15 protein-coding genes are annotated in these 17,651 nt (G+C 45.6%); 8 read left to right on the top strand and 7 right to left on the bottom strand.

Features of this window, described 5'->3' with window-relative positions:
• The first annotated feature begins 8 nt into the window (after window positions 1-8).
• From ACO1R6_RS01320 to ACO1R6_RS01305, 4 genes are all read left to right on the top strand, one after another.
• Complete coding sequence (locus tag ACO1R6_RS01320) at window positions 9-1,667, top strand: DUF4974 domain-containing protein (RefSeq protein WP_486261659.1); 1,659 nt, start codon at window positions 9-11, stop codon at window positions 1,665-1,667.
• An 89-nt stretch (window positions 1,668-1,756) separates the two neighbouring features.
• Entirely contained in the window at window positions 1,757-1,933 is a 177-nt protein-coding gene (locus ACO1R6_RS01315) for a hypothetical protein (protein ID WP_486261658.1), read from the top strand.
• 25 nt (window positions 1,934-1,958) lie between these two features.
• A complete protein-coding gene (locus tag ACO1R6_RS01310; RefSeq protein WP_486261657.1) occupies window positions 1,959-4,328 on the top strand; it encodes a TonB-dependent receptor in 2,370 nt (789 codons plus the stop codon).
• A 239-nt stretch (window positions 4,329-4,567) separates the two neighbouring features.
• Window positions 4,568-5,089, top strand: a complete 522-nt coding sequence (locus ACO1R6_RS01305) for an NUDIX domain-containing protein (protein ID WP_486261656.1) — start codon at window positions 4,568-4,570, stop codon at window positions 5,087-5,089.
• Between the two features lie 83 nt (window positions 5,090-5,172).
• On the opposite strand, the gene ACO1R6_RS01300 is transcribed toward ACO1R6_RS01305, so the two are convergent.
• Complete coding sequence (locus tag ACO1R6_RS01300; protein WP_486261655.1) at window positions 5,173-6,258, bottom strand: cellulase family glycosylhydrolase; 1,086 nt, start codon at window positions 6,256-6,258, stop codon at window positions 5,173-5,175.
• 239 nt (window positions 6,259-6,497) lie between these two features.
• Here ACO1R6_RS01300 and ACO1R6_RS01295 point away from each other — a divergent pair, with 239 nt between their 5' ends.
• Together ACO1R6_RS01295 and ACO1R6_RS01290 are read left to right on the top strand one after the other, a co-directional pair.
• Window positions 6,498-6,782, top strand: a complete 285-nt coding sequence (locus ACO1R6_RS01295) for a hypothetical protein (protein ID WP_486261654.1) — start codon at window positions 6,498-6,500, stop codon at window positions 6,780-6,782.
• A gap of 243 nt (window positions 6,783-7,025) precedes the next feature.
• Window positions 7,026-7,265 carry a hypothetical protein gene (locus ACO1R6_RS01290; RefSeq protein ID WP_486261653.1) on the top strand — a complete coding sequence of 80 codons (240 nt, stop codon included), beginning with the start codon at window positions 7,026-7,028 and terminating at the stop codon, window positions 7,263-7,265.
• Window positions 7,266-7,332: 67 nt separating this feature from the next.
• Here the strand turns inward: ACO1R6_RS01290 and ACO1R6_RS01285 are convergent, their stop codons facing one another.
• Window positions 7,333-9,087 carry a glycoside hydrolase family 3 protein gene (locus ACO1R6_RS01285; RefSeq protein WP_486261652.1) on the bottom strand — a complete coding sequence of 585 codons (1,755 nt, stop codon included), beginning with the start codon at window positions 9,085-9,087 and terminating at the stop codon, window positions 7,333-7,335.
• A 302-nt stretch (window positions 9,088-9,389) separates the two neighbouring features.
• Between ACO1R6_RS01285 and ACO1R6_RS01280 the strand changes: the two genes are divergently transcribed.
• Window positions 9,390-10,610, top strand: coding sequence for a pyridoxal phosphate-dependent aminotransferase (locus tag ACO1R6_RS01280; RefSeq protein ID WP_486261651.1), 1,221 nt, complete (start codon window positions 9,390-9,392; stop codon window positions 10,608-10,610).
• Between the two features lie 49 nt (window positions 10,611-10,659).
• Here ACO1R6_RS01280 and ACO1R6_RS01275 read toward each other — a convergent pair whose 3' ends face one another.
• Together ACO1R6_RS01275 and ACO1R6_RS01270 are read right to left on the bottom strand one after the other, a co-directional pair.
• The gene (locus ACO1R6_RS01275) at window positions 10,660-13,494 is read right to left on the bottom strand and encodes a hypothetical protein (RefSeq protein WP_486261650.1); all 2,835 of its coding nucleotides are present in this window, start codon (window positions 13,492-13,494) and stop codon (window positions 10,660-10,662) included.
• Window positions 13,495-13,913: 419 nt separating this feature from the next.
• A complete protein-coding gene (locus ACO1R6_RS01270) occupies window positions 13,914-14,600 on the bottom strand; it encodes a hypothetical protein (RefSeq protein ID WP_486261649.1) in 687 nt (228 codons plus the stop codon).
• 212 nt (window positions 14,601-14,812) lie between these two features.
• On the opposite strand from ACO1R6_RS01270, the gene ACO1R6_RS01265 reads away from it, so the two are divergent.
• The gene (locus tag ACO1R6_RS01265) at window positions 14,813-15,526 is read left to right on the top strand and encodes a TVP38/TMEM64 family protein (protein ID WP_486261648.1); all 714 of its coding nucleotides are present in this window, start codon (window positions 14,813-14,815) and stop codon (window positions 15,524-15,526) included.
• A 93-nt stretch (window positions 15,527-15,619) separates the two neighbouring features.
• Here the strand turns inward: ACO1R6_RS01265 and ACO1R6_RS01260 are convergent, their stop codons facing one another.
• The 3 genes from ACO1R6_RS01260 to ACO1R6_RS01250 all read right to left on the bottom strand — a co-directional run bounded on the left by ACO1R6_RS01260 (window position 15,620) and on the right by ACO1R6_RS01250 (window position 17,606).
• Window positions 15,620-16,240, bottom strand: a complete 621-nt coding sequence (locus ACO1R6_RS01260) for an NUDIX hydrolase (RefSeq protein ID WP_486261647.1) — start codon at window positions 16,238-16,240, stop codon at window positions 15,620-15,622.
• A gap of 39 nt (window positions 16,241-16,279) precedes the next feature.
• On the bottom strand, window positions 16,280-16,939 hold the full coding sequence (locus tag ACO1R6_RS01255; RefSeq protein WP_486261646.1) for an HAD family hydrolase: 660 nt from the start codon (window positions 16,937-16,939) through the stop codon (window positions 16,280-16,282).
• A gap of 199 nt (window positions 16,940-17,138) precedes the next feature.
• Window positions 17,139-17,606 carry a hypothetical protein gene (locus ACO1R6_RS01250; protein WP_486261645.1) on the bottom strand — a complete coding sequence of 156 codons (468 nt, stop codon included), beginning with the start codon at window positions 17,604-17,606 and terminating at the stop codon, window positions 17,139-17,141.
• Between the last annotated feature and the right edge of the window lie 45 nt (window positions 17,607-17,651).

The raw sequence follows: 17,651 nt of genomic DNA, 5'->3' as shown, positions 1-17,651 counted from the left end.
TTTTAAAAATGAAAACACGCAGTTTTTTCATACTGGCATCTCTTTGCCTGTTCTTTTCGGTAGTTACGGCCGAGGCACAGGTCTTAAATAAAAAAATTACGCTTACCGTAAAAGATGCCTCGCTAGCACAGGTACTGCAAAAAATTCAGCAGCAGTACGCCGTCCGGTTTTCTTACCTGAATAATTCGTTACCCACCCAACAACGCTTCTCGGCCGAGGTAAAAGATAAACCCTTAGCCGAAGTGCTGGATGTGCTCCTGGCCCAAACAGATATTGGTTATCTGGAAAAAAACGGACAGGTAATTATTAAAAAAGGCTTACCTAAAAAACAACCCAAGCCTACTACTTTTAAGAAATTACCCGCGGCGGCACCCGAAACCAACCCGAAGCCGGCACCTAAAGCTACGGCCAGCCAGCTGCCCGCCACTAAAAAAACACCTGCTGCAAACCCAACTTCAGCAAATAAAGCCGTTGTAAGCACCCAGAACAACCCTAATGCTGCCCCGGAAAAACCTACTACAACTTCCGATACCACTATAGCAAAAGCAACACCGCTCCAAACCATAGCCCAAGAAAACAACACGCGCAATACGCCAACAGAACAACCGCAAGCAGGTAGTTCCCAGCCGGAACAGAATGCCTATACCCCCGATACTGCTACCGTAAGGCCTTACCATTTTGGCTTTATCTATCCACTCAGTACCAACGGTACACAGGCCAATAAATACGTTAACCGGGTTTCGGCACATGTACTTATTGGCACTGCGGCCGGCACCGATATGTTAGAATTTGCGGGCTTTGGCAATAATGTTAAAGGCTACGTAAATGGCGCACAATTTGCCGGCTTCTTTAATATTGCGCAAAACAACCCGGCAGTACAAACGCTTACTTTTTTACGAAATAACGGTAATGCTGTAAACGGAGCCCAGTTTGCCGGTTTTATGAATATTGCCGGAGGTACCGTGCAGGGTGGTCAGTTTTCGGGGTACATGAACCTGGCCAAAGAAGTAAAAGGCGTGCAGGCCAGCGGCTTCTTAAACCTTGCCCAAAACGTAGAAGGAGCCCAACTGGCGGGTTTCTTCAACCGGGCCCGTTCGGTTAAAGGTACGCAAATCGGCTTTATCAACATCTCCGATAGTATTAGCGGCGTACCCATTGGGCTGTTTAACTTTGTAAAAAAGAACGGTTACAGAAAAGCCGAATTTTATACCGCCGATGATTTTGAAGCCAATTTTACCTATAAACTGGGCGTTCAGAAATTTTATTCATTGCTAACTTTAGCCGCGCAGGTGCAGGACCAGAAACGCTGGGCCTATGGCTACGGCTTTGGCTCGGAATGGCAAATTTCCAAAGTATTGCGGATAAACACCGATTTGCTATCGCTGTATGTGATTGAAGACAGCTACGAGAACTTTCCGGATGGCCTTTTTGAAAATTACCAGATAAACCTGCTGAATAAATTCCGGTTACTGGGCACCATTCAGTTGGCTAAACACCTGGCCTTGTTTGGTGGCCCCGTGTACAACGTATTTGTATCGGAGTACCAGGAATCTGGCCTGGATAAAGTGGGCTCCCAACTGGTAACCAACACCTTTTACGACCGCACCTCCTTTGGTGGCACCAACGTGAAAATGTGGATTGGCTTTAATGCCGGTTTACGCTTCTAAGCTACTTAAACCAAAAAATTTACTTAACCATCAATATTTAACCGCCTTTTGGCTGTTACCAGCTCCCTTTTGCCTAAAAAAACACGACTATGAAACAAAATATCACCTTAACCTCAAGCATTTCCGGACGGACATTTACAGCCCAGGATTACCAGCGCGGCTGGGAACTGGCGCAAAAAGAATATTTACGCCAAGAAAAACAAGCCCGGCTAAAAGCAACTAATCGCCCATCACTTAGGCCGTCCCAACATCTGATTACCCTATAAAATAAACCCTAAAAAAGATAAGATCATGTTTCAGAAAATACGTTTTGTTTATCTGGTTTTAGGCCTGTTGCTCTGTGCCGGCTTTCCAATTAAAGCCCAAATTTTAACCCAAACCATCCGGGGTCGCGTGCTCGACAAAGAATCTCAGGAGCCGCTCATTGGCGCCTCGGTGGCTGTTACCACCATAGCTCCCATTAAAGGCACTATTACCGACAATGATGGTTATTTTAAAATTGAGCGGGTGCCCGTAGGTCGTCATAACCTCAAAATTAATTATTTGGGTTACGAAGAACAGGTACTGCCGGAATTGCTGCTGGGCTCCGGTAAAGAATTGGTGCTTACGATCGGCCTAACCGAATCTATTCGGCAAATGAACGAAATATTAATTACCGGTAACCAGGAAAAAGGCGTGCCCATTAACGAAATGGCGACCCTTAGTGCCCGTTCTATTTCGGTAGAAGAAACCAAACGCTACGCCGCCAGCATTAACGACCCCGCCCGCGCAGCCCAGTCGTACGCCGGGGTAGGCAGCACCGACGATACCAGCAACGAAATAGTGGTACGGGGCAACTCGCCGCGCGGCGTACTGTGGCGCATCGAAGGCGTGGAAGTGCCCAACCCCAACCACTTTGCCGAAGAAGGTGCCTCGGGGGGCGGCATTAGCATTTTAAGCGTAAACATGCTCGATAACTCCGACTTTTATACCGGCGCTTTCCCCGCCGAATACGGCAATGCTTTATCGGGAGTGTTTGATATAAAACTTCGCCGGGGCAACAACGAAAAACGCGAATACGCGGCGCAGGCTGGGGTGCTGGTTTTAGATTTTGCCGCCGAAGGTCCGTTTAAAGCGGGCTACAAAGGTTCTTACTTAATAAATTACCGCTACTCTACTTTAGCGGTTTTAAAGAAGATAGGCATTAACATTGCCGGCGATGGCGCCCTCGATTTCCAGGATCTTTCGTTCAAACTGCACTTACCCACCAATAAAGCCGGCGTATTTTCGGTATGGGGCATTGGTGGCCTGAGTCAGCAAAATATTGAAGCTGAACGCGACGTGGCGCAATGGCAGCACCGTTGGGATAATTACGACGATAAATTTACGTCTAACATGGCGGCCACCGGTATTTCCCACACCTATTTTTTCAAAAATAATGCTTACCTCGAGTCCAGTATTACCCTCTCGGGTAAACGCAACGCGTACCGCCAAGATTCTTTGAGCACCGAGTTTAGCCCCAACCTGATTTACCGCCACCAGTTTAATAATATTACCAGCCGGGCCTCGGTGCTATACAACCGGAAATTTAATGCCCGCCATACCGTTCGCGCCGGGCTAATTTACAGCCAATTGGGTTTTGATTTATTCTCGGAAGGAACAAATAACGACGAGCATACCCTGCAGCGCTACGTGAGCAACAACGGCAGCACCAGTTTGTACCAGACCTATGGCCAGTGGAAATACCGCTTAGCCGAAAAATGGACCTTAAACACCGGTTTGCACGTCCTATCGCTGGCCCTGAACGGCAACACTTCGGTAGAGCCGCGCCTGGGCCTGAAATGGAACTTCTCACCTACCCAATCGTTGGGTGCCGGATTTGGTATTCACAGCCGCCACGAAGCCATGAACCTGTACTTTGCCGAAAAACCTTTGGTCAACGGCCAATTGAGTTATCCCAACAAAAAACTTGGTTTTACCAAAGCCCGGCATTACGTTTTGTCGTACGATAACCAACTCCGCGAAGACCTCCGCCTGAAACTGGAAAGCTACTACCAGGATTTATACAACGTTCCGGTTTGGGCCGACCCCAGCAACACTGAATCGGCACTAAATGCTACGGATGGCTTTACCACCGATTCGCTGATAAATACCGGCAGCGGCAAAAACTATGGCCTGGAAATGACTTTAGAGAAATTCTTTACCAAAAATTATTATTTCCTGGTAACTGCCTCGTTGTACAACTCTAAATATACCGCCAGCAACGGTCAAGAATTTAACACCCGCTTCAACGGCCAGCACTTGCTGAATGCTTTGGTCGGAAAAGAGTTTAAAGTAGGTAGCCAAAAAGCCAATTTAATTGGGGTAAACCTGCGCTTAAACTGGGCTGGCGGCAACCGCTACACGCCCGTAGATTTAGAACAATCACGCGCCCAGAACAAAGCTGTGTACATCCAGGACCAGCGCAATACATTGCAAGCCGCCGATTATTTCCGGACTGACCTCCGGGTAAGCTACCGCAAAAACAAACCCAAAGCTTCTTATATTTTATCGCTGGATTTGCAGAATGCCACCAATCGCCTGAATGTGTATAGCCAATATTTCGACCTGGAAACCGAAACCATCAAAACCGCTACCATGAGCGGCCTGATTCCGGTACTTAATTACCGGGTGGAGTTCTAATATATTTGTTAATTGTTGGTTGTTCATCTAATATATACTTATTCCGCTTGGTTGTGCGTAGCGCGCAGTTCGCTGCGCATAACCGGGTAGAAAACGAAATTTGATTTTTGGCTTTTATAATGTAAAAACGCCTGTCAATTTCCTGTAAATGGTAATACTAATTAATGCTGAAAGTTGGCTTTTAGCTAGCTTTTTGCGTATAGTAGCGTACTTTAATTTTTCAGGAATAGCCTTTTCTTATGAAAGAAATAAACAGAAAAACAGTTTACGACGGTTTCTTTAAACTCTACAAAATAACCTACGAAGACGATGGACAGACTTTTGACCGGGAAGTTTTTGTAACCGGTAATGCCGTGGCCGCCCTAATGTACGATACTAAAAAAGAGAAATTTATATTGGTAAAGCAATTCCGGCCGGCCGTAAACCAGGATATGCTGGAGTTAGTAGCCGGCCTGCTCGATAAAGAAGGCGAAAGCCCCGAAGATGCCATGGCCCGCGAAATTGAAGAAGAAGCCGGCTACGCTGTAGATAAACTGGAACATATTTTAAATTTTTATCCGTCGCCGGGCGCTTTTGCCGAAAAGCTACACATTTACTACGCCGAAGTAAGCCGTAAAATTGGCGAGGGCGGGGGTGCCGAAGGCGAAAACGAAAATATTAAACTGGTAGAATTAACGAAGGACCAGTTAAAGGAGCAAGAATTAAACGATGGCAAAACCGTAATTGCGGTACAGTGGGCTAAACTGAAAGGAGTTATTTAACCTATTAATAAATTATCAACAAGTCTAAAAAATGAATAAAGCCCTGCTGGATATAAAAATCCAGCAGGGCTTTAATTTTCAGGTTAATAAGCCCGCAGCAAATCCAGCATTTGCCGGTCTAGCTTATGGCCCTGGTAGTCTTCGTAAGCTACATCGGTGCGGCCACTGTCCAGTACGCCAAATTGCCCACGTAAATTCCACAACGACCAGCCCCAACCGTTTTCTTTATAAATTTCGAGATTGTCTTTCATCCAGGCCAAAGCAACAGCGTGCGGGGTGCGGTTGTAAACGCCCCACTCACCCACGTGTACACCGGCTCCTTGCTCGGCTAGTTTCTGCCACGGGGTGTAGGTTTCCTGTTTTAGGCGCGCTTTATCCCAAATATTGTTTTCGCCTTGTTTATACGGCCAGGTGGGTTCCGGCCAGGTATCGGAGCCGGCCGCCCAACTGGCTTTGTAGTGGGTAAGCTGGAAAGGCCCGTAACCGCGGGTACTTTGCCCTAATTTTTGCGGAACAAGACTGTATACCGGTTTGGTACCGTACTGCAAGCCATCGGCAATAATCAGGCGCTTCGGGTCTTCGGTCCGGATGGCTTCTACCAAGCGGGTAACCACCCGCACATAATCTGCTTCCGACACGTTGGCGGGTTCGTTTATTAAATCTAAACTTACCTTTTTATTAGAAATGCCTTTGTAGCGCCGGGCAAAATGCTGCCAGTGAAAAGCGGCCGCTTCCAGGGCTTTTTCGTCTTGCCAGAGGTTAAGCGGTTCGGCGGGCGGATTTACGCAGTACCCCGGAATGCGGTGCAGGTTTAAGTTTACGTGTACTTTGTATTTTTGGCCAAACGCAACCGCCTGGTCTACTTCTTTCAATACGCTTTCGTTCAGTTGCAGCCAGTTGTCGGGTTTGGCCCAGCAATGGTACGACATCGGCAAACGGGCAAAGTCAAACCCCCAATCGGCCATCATCCGGAAATCGGCTTCGCGGAAAGGCTGGTTGTTGTTGCCGTTAAACTTTTCGAGAAGGTTAAAGCCCCGCCACCGGGGCAGGTGTTTGGCACTGGGCTTGCGTACCATACTAGCATTGGCATTTTCTCCTACTAAAAGAGCTGCGCCAAGGCCCAAACTGGTCCGGATAAAATCGCGGCGATTAAAATTATTTTTATGCATCAGGAATAATATAGAAGCAGTGGTGATAAATATTTGTTAAGCTATTTTATTATAAAATCCAGTTAGTGTTCCTGCGCGCACTACACTTAAAATTAAATATTAGCCCATTAGTTATAAGTAACATAACGGCAATTTAACCGGTATACTTGGTGCCGGGATAAAACAAATAGCTTTATGGCATAAAAATAATTAGGCTAAAATAAATTTGGGTTTTAAATATCATAATAAAAAATAAGATCATGAAAGAGTACTTAAAATTATATTTTATTGCGTTGGCTGCTACTTTTACCTTTGCAGCCTGCGAAAACAAAAACACTTCTGAATCGGTGGAGAACGATTTGGATAACGCTGGTCGTTCGGTAAAAGCAGACCTGAAAGAAGCCGCAGATGATACCAAAGCCGCCGCGAAGGAAGCTGGTTCTGACATAAAAGCAGGGGCTAAAAAGGCGGGTGCCGAGATAAAAGAAGGGGCCGAGAAAGCACGGGCTAAAATTAAAGCCGAAGCAAACGATGCCCGCCATTAAATTTAAATATCATTACCCAAACAAAAGCCTTTTGTGCTAGCTTATACAAAAGGCTTTTGCATATTTTATTAGTTATAAACTGATTATCTAACGGGTAATTATTGCCTTATTTATAATGTAGGGTCATACCCATTATTCATATCTGACCAGGTACCAGCTGAACCAAAATAATTTAAAAATTTTTAAAACGGATGGGTTACTTTTTGCTTCTGCTGGTATAAAAGGAAAATTAAAGCCTGAAAAATGAAAAAATTAGTAAGATTATCGTTCTTTGCCTTAGTGGCTGCTTTTACTTTTGCTTCTTGCGAAACTAAAAATACTGAAAATGCTACTGAAAACGCTGGCGATGCCATTGAAGCGGATGCCGATGCTACTGCTGATTCTTTAGAAGCGAACACCGACCAGGCTGTTGAAGCTACCCAAGAAGGTGTAAACGAGGCTGGTGCCGAAGTTAAAGAAGAAGCCCACGACGCTACCCACTAGTATTACGTTTCTGATTTATATTCTAGGGACCCGCTGCCAAACAGCGGGTCTTTTTTTATCGGGCAAATTACAAGCCGTCGCCGTATTTAAAGTGGTCGTTAACAGTTACCGGCAGTTTGCCGTTAGATTTAATTTTACCAAAAACCAGTTTGGCCGCCGCTTCCTGGATAGCGGGTAATTGCTGGTAGCCAATTATTAAACCATTGGCCTTTTCTATATCGGCAATTTGGTTCATGGTATAGGCATTATCAAATAAATTTACCACCACCTTCTTGTCCCGGATAAGCTTGCTCACCAAAGCTCTTTCTTCGGGCAATAAACCTAAACTATTGCTGGGCCGGATACTGGGTCCGTAAATAGCAATAACTACCTGATTATGCTTTTTAAGACTACGTAATAAACTATCCCGGTCTTTTTTGGTACTGCGCCGCGGTAGCGTATAGGCTTCAATAGGAGTAAATTGCGCCATTGTCCGCTGAAAAAACGTGGGGCGGGCAGCACCCACAGCCACTACAGCTAGTTTCTTCTTTTTATTTTTACTTGGTTCTAAAGGCAAAATGCCCCGCTTGTTATGGAGCAGCGTAATGGCGCCTTCGGCTAAGCGGCGATTGGTTTCGTGGGCGTGCGAAGCGTGCAAATCCTGGTAAAGGTTGGGGATAGCTACCGGCCTGTAGTGGTTAAGCCCCACCCAGTATTTAGCCGCCAGCACCTTCTTACACCGTCTGTCTATTTCGCTTTGGCTGATAACACCATCTTTTATAGCTTGCTGAATGGCTTTTATGGCAATGGGCACACTCACCAGCCGTTCCAGAATATCGTTACCGGCCACCAAGGCTTTTACCTCTGTTTCGCCGGGTTTAAAATATTTGGTTACGCCTTTCATCACCAGGGCATCGGTTATAATCAGGCCCGAGAAATCCAGCTCATTGCGCAGTAAGTCGGTAACTACCGGCCGGGAGAGTGTAGTAGGTAAATTTTTAGTAGAATCGAGCATGGGCAAATGCATGTGGGCCACCATAATACCTCCTACGCCACTTTTTATCAATTCCCGAAACGGGTAAATTTCCAAAGTATCCAGGCGTTCGCGGCCGTACGGAATTACCGGCAAATCGAGGTGCGAATCTACATTGGTATCGCCGTGGCCCGGAAAGTGCTTGGCCGTAGCAATAATGCCGTTCTCCTGCATGCCCAGCATGTAAGCCAGACTTTTAGAAGCCACATCTTTTTTATTCTCGCCAAAAGCCCGGTAACTGATAACAGGGTTATTGGGGTTATTATTTACATCTACCACCGGGGCAAAATTCAGGTGCATACCCAGGCGTTTAAATTCATAGGCTATTTCAGCACCCATGCGGTAAATAAGGCTATCGTTGTTAATCGCGCCCAACAACATAGGCAACGGGTACTGCATGGCACTATCCATGCGCATACCCACCCCCGACTCCGCATCCATGCTAATGAGCAAAGGCACTTTGGCCGCTGCCTGAAACTGATTGGTGAGGGTAGCTTGCCGTACTGGCCCGCCCTGGAAAAAAATAATGCCGCCAATATTATACCGCCGGATCAGGTACAATACATCATCTACGTGGTCTTGCCCTTTGTTCGGGAAAGCCTCCACAATCATGAGTTGGGTAATGCGCTGCTCCGGGGTAAGCCGCTTAAATACCGAATCGACCCAGGTATTACGCCGGTTTAAAGTAGTAATAAGCGCATTGGGGTACCGGATAGTATCTTCGGGCATAATTTGGGGTGCCTGAAAAACGACTACCTTATGGGGTGCCTTGTGGCGTTCGCAGCCAGCCAATATGGCTAAGCCTGCCATAAGCACCGCAACCCAGGTAAACCATCTTTTAAAAAGAAACAAATTTGTATACACAGGCAAAATATTCTTATTCTGTAGAGCCTCATTACTCTTTTACGAGCAGCTATGTTACACCCGGCCGCCCTTTTGCAAAAATATATAAAATACTAAATATTTAGCTGATATAAAATATTCCTTCTCCATTCAGTCCCTTAAAAGTAGTTTAATCCGCAAAAATCAGTTTTGCTTAATTAACTAAAAATAAAGGCTAAACGCTTAAACCTTAAAACTAATTTTTACCTTTAAGCCCAAATTTTATTAACATGATTCAGAAAAGTAACCGGCTGCAAAATGTATTTTATGAAATACGCGGACCGATATTTGAGAAAGCACTGGAACTGGAAATGCAGGGTTATAAAATTACCCGCCTGAATATTGGTAACCCTGCACCTTTTGGCTTTGATGCGCCCGACGAAATTATTCATGACGTTATAATAAATATCCGGCGCGCCCAGGGTTATACCGATTCGAAAGGGTTGTTTGCGGCCCGTAAAGCGGTTATGCACGACTGCCAACGCAAAGGTATACCCAACGTGCAGATAGACGATATTTATATTGGCAACGGGGTAAGCGAGCTGATTTTACTTTCGATGCAGGCTTTACTTAACAACGGCGACGAAATTCTGATTCCCTCGCCCGATTACCCGCTCTGGACTGCATCGGTAAATTTGGCGGGCGGTAAAGCCGTGCATTATATCTGCGATGAAGCTGCCGACTGGAACCCCGACTTAGCCGATATTGAAAGCAAAATAACACCCCGTACCAAAGGCCTGGTTATTATTAACCCTAACAACCCTACGGGCGCGGTTTACTCCGAAGAAGTGCTGCGGCAACTCGTGGCACTGGCCGAACGCCACAACCTGATTATTTTTTCCGACGAAATTTATGACCGTATTCTCTACGACGATGCGGTTCATTTTTCGCCGGCGGCTTTCTCCGACGATATTTTATTCCTGACGTTTAGCGGCTTATCTAAAAATTACCGTGCAGCGGGCTTCCGGGCGGGTTGGCTCATTGTAAGCGGTGCCAAAAACCGGGCAAAATCTTACATAGAAGGTTTAAATGCTTTGGCCAGCATGCGCCTGTGCAGCAACGTGCCTTCACAATTTGCCATACAAACGGCTTTGGGAGGTTACCAAAGTATTCAGGAACTGGTTTTGCCTAACGGCCGTTTGCGGCGGCAACGCGATGTAGCGTACGAAAAACTAACCCAGATACCCGGTATTACCTGTGTAAAACCAAAGGGCGCATTTTATATGTTCCCGAAAATAGATGTCGAAAAATACAATATAAAAGACGACCAGAAATTTATATTGGATTTACTCATCGACCAGAAAATATTGTTGGTACAGGGCACGGGCTTTAACTGGCCGCAACCCGATCATTTCCGGGTAGTGTTTCTGCCTACCGTAGAAGAACTGGCCATAACTTTTGATAAGATTAAATTATTTCTGGCCGATTATAAAGGTACCGACGCCGAATAATTGCCCCGGAGAGTATATACCCGCTTATCTGGTATATGCTCTCCGTTATTTACAGATTAAATTCACCCACTACCAGTTCCACGGCTGGTTTTTTTGTTTGCGGCAAGTAAAGTACCCGTACGCCCAAATCGAACAAAACCCCACTTAAACGCATAAAATTAAAATCGGTGGTTAGTTCCAGGCCTACAGATTGGTACGTAAAAGAGCGGTCTATACGGTTGGTACGGTCGTAGCGGTTACCTTGCCCGTAATCGTAAAACAAATTGGCTTTCAGGCGCTGAAAATAAAAGAAAGGCCCCAGCGCCAGGTCGGGGTACCACATCGGGAACCGGTACTGCACCGAACCGCCATAATAATTATCGTGCGAACGATAGCCATAACCTCTCGGGAACCGCAACACACTGCTAAATACATAATTGCGGGTATCTTCGTGTTGGTAATTGCCAGTAAGCAGCAAAGCATGGTGCCGGAACAAACCCGGAAAAGCTAGCCGGGTATTAACCGCCAATAATTTGCCTTTGTAGTCGCCGCCCAGGGGCGTATGGTTATAATACACAAAAGCCCTTTGCTCAAAGCGGCCAGCTAAATCGCGACGGCTTTGGCGCAGCACCCGGTTATAACTTACCAAATAATTAAGATTGCGCAAATTACCGTTGGCTTGCTCATCGAGATAACGGCGCGACCGGTAAAAATCAGAAATGCTGTTAACCTGCGCGTTGGCCGATAAAGTTAGCGACTGTAAATATTTAGAACGGGTAAGGGTAAGTGGCAAAGATAACCCCGCACTTAAGCTTTTCTCGCGCCATTGGTAAACGGTATCGTTTTCGGAGGTAGTTCTATAGCCAGTGGCACCTGTTACGTTAATAACCGGGTACAAGCCCTGGTAACTTATGCTGGCAAATGCCCGCCCACTGCCCTCGCTTACATTGCGGGTATAACCTACCGTAGAAACAGCGGTGCTCAAAATATCCTGCGATAGCAATGCCAATGAAACCGAATTATGCTCGGGCGTTAAGCTTGGCATCCAACTGTGGGGGTTAAAAATATGTTTTAACGGATTATATTTTTCTACCGGATGCGGATTGTTCGGTACATCGGCTAAAATATTGCGGTTACCTTCCTGGGTTACCAAAGGTGCGGGATAATCTATTTTATCTACCGCTACCTGCTCCAGCGGTACCCAATTAGCCGGATTATTGGGCTGGCTGGCTACATTATAACCTTGTACAGAAAAATCGTTGAATAGCAAGGTACGCCCATCAGGGGTTATAGCGGGGTTAATACCCGCATAACGCCGCGCGGCTACCTGGTACTGCTGTTTGGTACGTAAATCCAGGGCATAAATATTTTCGATGCCATTATGCGGCGAATTAAAATACACGTACTCGGCGGTAATAACCGGATGACCAATATTTTCATTAGTAGGAGGTAATAAATCCGTGAAAGTACCGGTCTCTAAGTCTACCTGCGCAATGCTGCGGGTATTATCGCGGGTGCGCAGCAACACAACACTCTGGCCATCTGGTGCCCAACGGGGCTGCGAAATAAAACCGTTCTGCGGACTATTAATGCGTTTTTCCTCTTCGCCGGTAACTGCATCAAATAAAACCAAGGTGTTCATATTTTCGCGGCTTACTTCTATGGCCGCAATGGTTTGGGCATCGGGCGAGAAAGCCGGCGCCATGAGGCGGGTACGGCGTTTAAGCACCCGGTGGGTATTGGTAGCAATGTCGTAGGTTTTAATTACGGCGTAGTTGCGGGTATCCCACCTTGGATCGTACTCATTTTCGCTCCAGACTATTTTATCTTTTACCACCGAGAGCATGCCGTTGTTGTTGATGATACCCGGCGTAAAAAGTTTCTGTTCGCCGGTGCCATCGGCGTTGAGCCGCACAAAAACCGGAATATCTGCTAAGCCTGATTTAAGCGCTACAATGCCCCCGTCGGATAAAGGTTGCGGGTATAAATAATCGGTGTAGGTGCGGGTGGTACGTTGGGTTAAAACCGTAGCCGGTGTTTGCGGCAACTTATCGGCTTGCTGGGTCCAAAGCGAATCGAGTTCCCGGGTCATGTCGCGGTAAGTAGCGGTTAGGCGTTTGCCCGACTGCTGGCGCATAGCCCGAGAAAAGGTAAACGGCACGTAAAACTGGTCCAAGGCTTGTCCCATTACATCTCCCCAAACATCGCGGCCGGCTTTGCGGCGCACGTGCGTTACCAGGTGGTAGCCGGTTACATAATGGTTGGGTATGTTGTCGCGGAAAGAGCCTAAATGCTGTTTGTTATAACTGTAAGGTTTACGCTCGAGCAAGGTAGTCCGGAAAAGTAAATCAAAATCTGGTATGCGCCCGCGGCCGCTCGGCGAGAAAGCCGTTTCGGTGGCAACGGCATCGCCTTCCCAGAACCAGTTGGGCACCGCCGCATTGGCTAAAGCCAAAATACCATTTTGCCCGAACGGAATGTAAGCCAGTTTTACCCGGCTTTGGTACGCTTTTTCGTACTGCACAATGTGCCGGTACTCATGTATAGAGAGTAAGTTTAGCCAATTATTGGTGCCCAGCAAATTATAATTCTGCGGCGAGGTAGTATAAAATTCGCTGCGGCGCGGCGACAAAGCCACAAATCCGTTAGAAACCACACCTTGGTTTTGCAAAACAACCGGAATTTTGTGCGGGGCCTTACCCAATGAGCCGGCTAAAGGCGCATGAATATGTTGCAACGTATTGGCTACCCGCTGCCCTTCTGCCTCCAGGCTAGCCGGAAAAATCACTTTAAAACTTTGGGTATTTATTTGCCGCCATTTAACTGAAGGCGGGTTAGCCCCCGTTTGGCCAAAAGCTGCCTGACTGGCGAAGCATAGCAGCAGCAAGAGAAATGTATTACGCATAGTATCTTTTAAACACCGGCAATTACTGCCCAGGCCAACTAACTCAGTTTAATGATACACAATAGGACCAGGCTAATATTTTGTTCTAAGCTAATAAATTTCTGGTGGCTACACTATACTATTTATACTTCTGAAACAACCACGTATAAATATATTTCTGGCGCTATTATTTTATAAACCGGTTGCTGCCAACATTACTAAACAGGTGATAATATAAAATTAAAAAAGCCTGTTATTAAGTATAACAGGCTAAAAAATAATTATGAATTGTTTAATAATTTAGAAAAATTAAGCAGTGACCCTAGCCGGGTGTTTTTCACTGGCAAGAACATATACAAAATATGGGCGGTGATAACACTACCCATTGTGCTTTGATTGCTTATTTAAGATAATCTCTAACCAAAATTTATATAAAAGCATTATTTCTTTACGTGCTGGTACAAATCTTTGGCGTCGTGGGCCGCTTCTAAAGCTAAATATTCGGCCTGTAAAGATTTTATTTTAAGCCGGTCGGTTGCCGGAATAGCGTTTTCTAGTTCTTGTTTCCGATCGTTAAGCCTGCTGTACACATTGTCTACATAATCCCAATCATCTTGGGTCCATTTATTCTTCTTGGCCCGTACAATACCCATAAACAACAAATACGTTTCGCGCATATCAGTAGCCGTAAGGGTAGTAAGCTCTTTGGTGGGGCCTAATAATTCCTGCTCCCATTGCCTTAGTTTATTCGCATCCAGCGGCTGGCTTTCACGGCTTCTTTTTTTATTTTCCCAAGCTTGGTACTCGGCTTTTAAACGGGCATATTCGGCTTTAGAATCGGCCGATAAGCTATCGAGCTTACTTTCAATGCGAGCCGAACGGCGTTTAAAATCTTCTTTTGCTTCCGGCCAGTTTTCGCGGGCGGCACTATCGGTCCGGTTGGCTTTGGCATTTACCCAATTTTTAAAATCTTTCAGATCTTCCGATACCCGGGTATTGCGCCGCGTTACGGTTATGGTGTCGGTGGTATCCGTAGTAGTGGTAGTAGTAGAAACCGACCTGGATTCACAAGCCCCTAATACGGCTCCTAAAATCACCGGGCAACTCCATAAGGTTATTTTTTTCATAATATTCATATTCTTCGTAAGCTTAGGTTAAGGCTAAATATTGTTTATAGATTATATTCTACGCAAACCAAATTCTTTGGATTTCAGCAGAGCGGTTTGTAAGTAATCGTTACGCCGGCATAAGGATTATACGGCTAATCGCGTTTTCTATTATGGAAAATATTACCTCGCCGGCAACCTTGCGTATAAGCTTTTATTAACGCCATAACACCTTGGAAGAAACCCTTAATTCTGCGAATACCCAATCATCTAAACTGCCGCTCTATATTTCGCTGGCCTTTATTGGCAGCATGGTAGCGTTGTATTTTCTGCACCCAGGTTTTCAGGGAGTTATTAAAGAAGCCTGGGCGGTTTTAACGTCCGGCGATGAAGCCCGCACTTCTAAATGGGTGAGTCAGTTTGGCTTTTGGGGACCGGTATTTATTGTGGTTTTTATGGTGGTGCAAATGTTTTTGGTGGTGGTAAATGTGGTAGCACTTATGGTAATTGCGGTGCTCGCTTACGGACCACTCTGGGGTTCAGTTATTTCTTTTGTGAGCGTCTTGGCCGCTTCTTCGGTGGGTTACTGGTTGGGGCGGGCGCTGGGTCCGGCTACAATGGGCAAATTTTTAGGCCATAAAACCGAGAAAAAGGTGGAAGAACAAGTAGAACGTTATGGGGTATGGGCCGTGATATTGGCCCGCATTTCGCCTATTATTTCCAACGATGCCATAAGCATTGTAGCGGGTTTGGTTAAAATGCCTTTTGTAAAATTTATAACGGCTACTATTGGTGGTATTATTCCGCTAATATTATTAATTGCGTACTTAGGCGAAAATATTGACCGTTTAAAAACCGGCCTGATTATCGTTTCCATAGTAGGTGTTGCCCTGCTGGCCGGCGTTTACATTTACGATCGGATGAAAACCCGGCAGAAAACAACTTAAAAAGCCAGTTCACCTTTTGCCCTAATATTTTAAAGCTGATTACCTTTAGCTAATAATTCGACTAACCGATTGCGCCAAAAACACCAGCACTACTTAGTCAAATATTGTTTCTTTGGCGGGATTATCCAGGTACTGGAACATCAGATTTATTTGTGAAACTGTACCCCGCTCTACCGATAATTCGGGTAACGCAGAACGGGAGAAATATTGTACATCTAATGTCTCGGAGCCTCTTTGCAGGGTACCGCCCAGTTCTTCGCACAGAATAAACATTTTATACGTATGATACGGCGAAGGTGGGTGCGGATGAAATTTTTTATCGAGTACGGCTAATAATTTTACCGGTTTTACTTCCAGGCCGGCCTCTTCGCGGGTTTCTTTCACGGCCACTTCACCGGCACTATACCCCACATCGGCCCAGCCGCCCGGCAACGACCAGCAATTATCAATTTTTTCGCGTACCAGCAAAATCTGGCCTTCCCGGAAAATGACGGCCCGCACATCTACTTTAGGCGTTTGGTACCCAATTTCGTTCGTGAATAAATCTTTTATTTTGGGTATTTCTTCGTCGGTGAGTTGGGCCAGGATGTTTACGCTAATATCACTTAACTCTTCGTAGCGTTCGCGATCATAATCGTTTTCGGCGTAGGTAAGGCCGGCCTGGGCCAAGGCTTGTACGCGTTTGGCAAATTCTAACCACTGGTGTGCGGGCATCGGGTTTCTATTATTTTAGATATGGCGCAATATCGGAAATTAATCTAGCAGGGCCGCAAGTTTGTCGTAGCTAAGTTCCTGGTAAGCGTCAATTACCAATTCTGTTTTATCCAGTTCTTCCTTAGGATGCGTGGTAGTAATGCCTACTACTTTCATGCCGGCCCTTACGCCCGCTTCTACTCCCGGCACCGAATCTTCCATTACAATGCACCGGGCGGGTGGCATGCCTAATTTGTCGGCCGATTTCAGGTATATTTCGGGATCGGGTTTGCCGTGTTTTACTTCGCTGGAATCTATAACAACGCTAAAATATTTACGTAATCCCGTTTTTTCCATTATAAAATTTACGTTAGATAAAGGCGCATTGGTGGCCACGGCCATGGGCACCCCGTGTTCTTGCAGGGTATCTAAAAATTGTTGCAAGCCCGCAATAGGCGCCATCTCTTTCCCGTGCAGTTCGCGGTAAATGGCTTCTTTTTCTTCGCCTAATTGCCAGTTTTCTTCCGGACTAAATTCACGGCCAAACACATCGCGCAGGGCCGTAGTATTGGTTTTACCGAATATTTTTTCCGGCACATCTTCTTCTTTTAATTCTACATTATACTTTTGGGTAAACTGTAGCCAGGCTTCTTTGTGATAAGGATTACTATCTACAATTACCCCATCCATATCAAAAATAACGGCAAATTTCTCGGTCATGATAATTTAAAATATTGGTAAAATAAAGCAAAAACTATTTCAGGTTGCACTAACGGATTTAAAGGGCTTTTGTTAGTTAAACCAGGTTTAATAAGTTAAATACGCCACAGTAGCCAGGCGCTACCCTGATATGGCAAAAGCCAGGTATATACCTGGCTTTTGCTTTTTGTAATTTTTATATCTGCTATTTAGTTCTGGTTTAGCTTTGGCTGGCAGTTAAACCAGATTGATATTTAAGTTTCCGTAAATAATTTCCTAAATCGCGCGACAAAGAACTTAAATACACCTTTGTTTTGTGTTTGGGGGTTCCTTTGCTGCGCAGGTGGCGGGGTAAACGCCCCGATCTAGAGTGCTCTACGTTATCAGCAACTACATCAACTACATTCTTTTTGGCGTAAAAAGTAAGATCATAGGTTACTTTGCCAAAGTCGCCTTTGTTTGTAGCCCGGTAAGTAACATAACCATCCTTTTCGTCGATGTCGCGCAAATAAAAAGTAGTAGTCGGTAATTTTTCCCGGGCCCACGCGAGCGTAGAATCGAGTAAAACCTCCTTAGACGTATGCGGCACCCGGAAAGTAGCCGTAAAGCCGTAACGTTTGGGTTTAGCGGCATATAACTCAACAGAAAGCAGGAAAAGAAAGAAGAAAAATAAGAGCAAACGTTTCATAAGAAAGGATAAAACAAAGCAGAATTGATTTTTAACAAAAGGTTT

The sequence above is a fragment of the Adhaeribacter sp. genome (assembly GCF_057359045.1).
The sequence above is the reverse complement of the archived record's forward strand: the minus strand, read 5'-3'. Positions and strand labels throughout refer to the sequence as shown.

Excerpts from the sequence above, each read along its gene's own strand:
- ACO1R6_RS01310 (WP_486261657.1), top strand. The coding sequence starts at position 1,959 with ATGTTTCAGAAAATACGTTTTGTTTATCTGGTTTTAGGCCTGTTGCTC.
- ACO1R6_RS01280 (WP_486261651.1), top strand. The coding sequence starts at position 9,390 with ATGATTCAGAAAAGTAACCGGCTGCAAAATGTATTTTATGAAATACGC.
- ACO1R6_RS01290 (WP_486261653.1), top strand. The coding sequence starts at position 7,026 with ATGAAAAAATTAGTAAGATTATCGTTCTTTGCCTTAGTGGCTGCTTTT.
- ACO1R6_RS01260 (WP_486261647.1), bottom strand. The coding sequence starts at position 16,240 with ATGCCCGCACACCAGTGGTTAGAATTTGCCAAACGCGTACAAGCCTTG.
- ACO1R6_RS01275 (WP_486261650.1), bottom strand. The coding sequence starts at position 13,494 with ATGCGTAATACATTTCTCTTGCTGCTGCTATGCTTCGCCAGTCAGGCA.
- ACO1R6_RS01295 (WP_486261654.1), top strand. The coding sequence starts at position 6,498 with ATGAAAGAGTACTTAAAATTATATTTTATTGCGTTGGCTGCTACTTTT.
- ACO1R6_RS01320 (WP_486261659.1), top strand. The coding sequence starts at position 9 with ATGAAAACACGCAGTTTTTTCATACTGGCATCTCTTTGCCTGTTCTTT.
- ACO1R6_RS01270 (WP_486261649.1), bottom strand. The coding sequence starts at position 14,600 with ATGAAAAAAATAACCTTATGGAGTTGCCCGGTGATTTTAGGAGCCGTA.
- ACO1R6_RS01300 (WP_486261655.1), bottom strand. The coding sequence starts at position 6,258 with ATGCATAAAAATAATTTTAATCGCCGCGATTTTATCCGGACCAGTTTG.
- ACO1R6_RS01255 (WP_486261646.1), bottom strand. The coding sequence starts at position 16,939 with ATGACCGAGAAATTTGCCGTTATTTTTGATATGGATGGGGTAATTGTA.
- ACO1R6_RS01285 (WP_486261652.1), bottom strand. The coding sequence starts at position 9,087 with ATGGCAGGCTTAGCCATATTGGCTGGCTGCGAACGCCACAAGGCACCC.
- ACO1R6_RS01305 (WP_486261656.1), top strand. The coding sequence starts at position 4,568 with ATGAAAGAAATAAACAGAAAAACAGTTTACGACGGTTTCTTTAAACTC.
- ACO1R6_RS01315 (WP_486261658.1), top strand. The coding sequence starts at position 1,757 with ATGAAACAAAATATCACCTTAACCTCAAGCATTTCCGGACGGACATTT.
- ACO1R6_RS01250 (WP_486261645.1), bottom strand. The coding sequence starts at position 17,606 with ATGAAACGTTTGCTCTTATTTTTCTTCTTTCTTTTCCTGCTTTCTGTT.